The 3,102-nt window shown below is 70.8% G+C and carries 4 protein-coding genes; 1 reads left to right on the top strand and 3 read right to left on the bottom strand.

Going from position 1 to position 3,102, the window contains the following annotated elements; all coding sequences use genetic code 11:
- Together AC2VNT_RS06560 and AC2VNT_RS06555 are read right to left on the bottom strand one after the other, a co-directional pair.
- A partial coding sequence (locus AC2VNT_RS06560; RefSeq protein WP_486946084.1) for an FAD-dependent oxidoreductase occupies positions 1 to 666 on the bottom strand: 666 nt, incomplete at its 3' end.
- A 56-nt stretch (positions 667 to 722) separates the two neighbouring features.
- Positions 723 to 2,138, bottom strand: a complete 1,416-nt coding sequence (locus AC2VNT_RS06555) for an NAD(P)H-quinone dehydrogenase (protein WP_486946083.1) — start codon at positions 2,136 to 2,138, stop codon at positions 723 to 725.
- Positions 2,139 to 2,179: 41 nt separating this feature from the next.
- Here AC2VNT_RS06555 and AC2VNT_RS06550 point away from each other — a divergent pair, with 41 nt between their 5' ends.
- The gene (locus tag AC2VNT_RS06550; protein ID WP_486946082.1) at positions 2,180 to 2,662 is read left to right on the top strand and encodes a gamma-glutamylcyclotransferase family protein; all 483 of its coding nucleotides are present in this window, start codon (positions 2,180 to 2,182) and stop codon (positions 2,660 to 2,662) included.
- On the opposite strand, the gene AC2VNT_RS06545 is transcribed toward AC2VNT_RS06550, so the two are convergent.
- Positions 2,659 to 2,964, bottom strand: a complete 306-nt coding sequence (locus tag AC2VNT_RS06545; protein WP_486946081.1) for a hypothetical protein — start codon at positions 2,962 to 2,964, stop codon at positions 2,659 to 2,661. The two genes, AC2VNT_RS06550 and AC2VNT_RS06545, sit on opposite strands and share 4 nt — an antisense overlap.
- Positions 2,965 to 3,102: the final 138 nt, after the last annotated feature.

Raw genomic sequence — 3,102 nt, 5'->3', positions numbered from 1 at the left:
CCCGGTCACCCGGTCGCCTTCCCGCAACAACGCCACCACCTGGGTGGACGGGCGCACCACCGCACCGTAGTGGGCGGCGGTGCGGGCCACTGTCATCGTGTGCCGGGCGTCATCGACGACGGTGTCGTAGTAGCGGATACCGCCGATCAGGGCGCTGCGCTTGAGACCCGGGCACAGCCGCAGCGCGCCGGCGCGGGTCAGGTGTCGTTGCGCCGGAACTGATTTCGCGCCACCCATCTGGTCGTACAGGAAGATTCCGCTGGCGACGTAGGGACGCTCCCACCATCGTCGGGTGAGCGGGTACAGAAACGGCAGCGGCTTGACCAGGTGCGGGGCCAGCGTCGTCAGCGACAGCTCCCGCTCGTGCAGCGCCTCGCGAACCAGCCCGAACTCCAGCTGCTCCAGGTAGCGCAGGCCGCCGTGGAACATCTTCGAGCTGCGGCTTGACGTCCCGGAGGCGAAGTCGCGCGCCTCGACCAGTGCCACCGTCAGCCCGCGGGTCGCGGCGTCCAGTGCGCACCCGGCGCCGACCACGCCGCCGCCGACCACCACCACGTCGAACTGCTCGGCGCCGAGCCGCGCCCAGGCCCGCGCCCGCTGCTCGGGTGCCAGCGTGGCCCCGCCGCTCCAGGTCTGGCCGCTGTCCAGCGGGATCGGGTCGGTCACCGGTGCTCCCGTCGTGTTACTCGCCGGTACGGTACCGCCTCAGGCTACGTGGCCGGTCAATCCAGGTCGTCGTGGGCCATCAGCCGGCGGGCCGCCTCGGTGAGCGAGCCCGACAGCGACGGATACACGCTCAGCGTCTGGGCCAGGTCGGCGACGGTGACCCGGTTCTGCACGGCCAGCGCGATCGGCATGATCAGCTCCGACGCGATCGGCGCCACCACCACGCCGCCGATCACCGTCCCGGTGGCCGGCCGGCAGAACAGTTTGAGGAAGCCGTGCCGCATCCGCGACATCTTCGCCCGCGCGTTGGTCTGCAGCGGCAGCATCACGGTGCGGGCCGGGACCGTCCCGTCGTCGATCGCCGCCTGCGGCACCCCGACCGCGGCGATCTCCGGGCGGGTGAAGACCGCCGCGGCCACGGTGCGCAGCCGGATCGGGCTGACCGCCTCACCCAGGGCGTGGTAGATCGCGATCCGGCCCTGCATGGCCGCCACCGACGCCAGCGGCAGCAGCCCGGTGCAGTCACCGGCGGCGTAGATCCCGGAGACCGACGTGCGGGAGACCCGGTCCACCTTCAGGTAGTCGCCCGTGCCGAGCTCGACGCCGACCCGATCCAGGCCCAGGGCGCCGGTATTGGGCACCGACCCGACGGTCATCAGGGCGTGGCTGCCGGCGACGGTGCGCCCGTCGGTCATGGTGACCAGCACTCCGTCGTCGGAGCGGGTCACCGACTGGGCGCGGGCGTTCTTGACCAGGGTGACGCCACGCTCGGCGAAGGCGCGTTCCAGCACTTCGGCGGCGTCGGAGTCCTCGTGCGGCAGCACCCGGTCCCGGCTGGCCACCACGGTGACCTTCACGCCCAATTCGGTGTAGGCGTTGACGAATTCGGCGCCGGTCACCCCGGAGCCGACCACCACCAGGTGTTCGGGCAGCTCTTTGAGGTCGTAGAGCTGCCGCCAGGTCAGGATGCGCGCATTGTCCGGCTCGGCTCCGGGCAGCACCCGCGGGCTGGCGCCGGTGGCGATCAGCACCACATCGGCATCCCGCACGCTGACCGCGCCGTCGGCGGCGGTCACCTTGACCCGGTGGTGCACCAGGCCGGGATGGCGGTCGACGAGTTCGCCGCGCCCGGCGATCACCTCGACCCCGGCGGCCAGCAGCTGAGCGGTGATGTCGGCGGACTGGGCGGCGGCCAGCGACTTGACCCGGTCGTGGATCTGGCCGAGTTCGATCTCGGCGTCGGTGAAGTGGATGTCGAAGCCGAGGTGTGGCGCGCGGCGCAGCTCGGTGCGCACCCCCGACGAGGCGATGAACGTCTTGGACGGCACACAGTCCCACAGCACGCAGGCGCCACCGATGCCGTCGGCGTCGACCACCATCACCTGCGCGACCTCAGGCCCGTAGCCGGCGGCCACCAGCGCGGCCTCGTAGCCGGCGGGGCCGCCGCCGATGATGACGATTCGGGTGGTCACAGCCATAACCTAGTCAACGCTCGGAGTTTAAGCTTTCTCCCGTGCCTCTCTACGCCGCCTACGGCTCGAACATGCATCCGGAGCAGATGCTGCAGCGGGCACCGCATTCGCCGATGACCGGCACCGGATGGCTGCACGGCTGGCGGCTCACCTTCGGCGGCGAGGATCTGGGCTGGGAGGGCGCGCTGGCCACCATCGTCGAGGAGCCCGCCGCCAGGGTGTTCGTGGTGCTCTACGACGTCACGGTCGCCGACGAGCAGAACCTGGACCGCTGGGAGGGCTCCGAACTCGGCATCCACAAAAAGATCCGCTGCCGGGTGGACCGGGTGACCGCGATCTCGGCGGACACCACCCCCGAGCCGACGCTGGCCTGGCTGTACGTGGTGGACGCCTGGGAGGGCGGGCTGCCGTCGGCCCGCTACCTGGGCGTGATGGCCGACGCCGCTGAGATCGCCGGCGCACCAGAGGCATACGGTCGCCACCTGCGTACCCGGCCGGCCCGCAACATCGGCCCGGGCAGCTAGGAGCCTGGTGGTGGTCTGCTGCGTTCGACGATGTGGGCGAGGTTGCGGGCGCGTTCGGCTCTGATGCAGGCACGACGGTTCTGGGCGCGGGTGCGTTTTCGGGTGGGCATCATCAGGGTGCGTCCAGCCGCGGCCGGCTTCGGTGCCGCGGTGACCGGTGCCGCTCCGGTGGGCCGACACAGGGCCGGGAAGAGCAGCCGGGCACCCGGATAGGTGGTGTAGGTGTGCCCGGTGGGGCTGGTCCAGTCGATGGTGCCGTCGGGGTGTTGGCGATCCCGCCAACCCCAAAACGTCTTGAGCAAGTTTTCGACACAGCAGACGCAGGTTGGTCGCGAGTCGGGAGTCTGATATGGGGGGAAGTTTGTCAAGAGGGCAGGGTGAAGCGGCGGCCGCAACCGTCGTCGCGGCCGCCGCTTCGTTGACCAGATGAGTTCGTGGTG

Source organism: Mycobacterium sp. TH-M15 (assembly GCF_057473705.1).
Note: the sequence above shows the minus strand (reverse complement) of the source record. Positions and strands in the feature narration are given on the sequence as shown.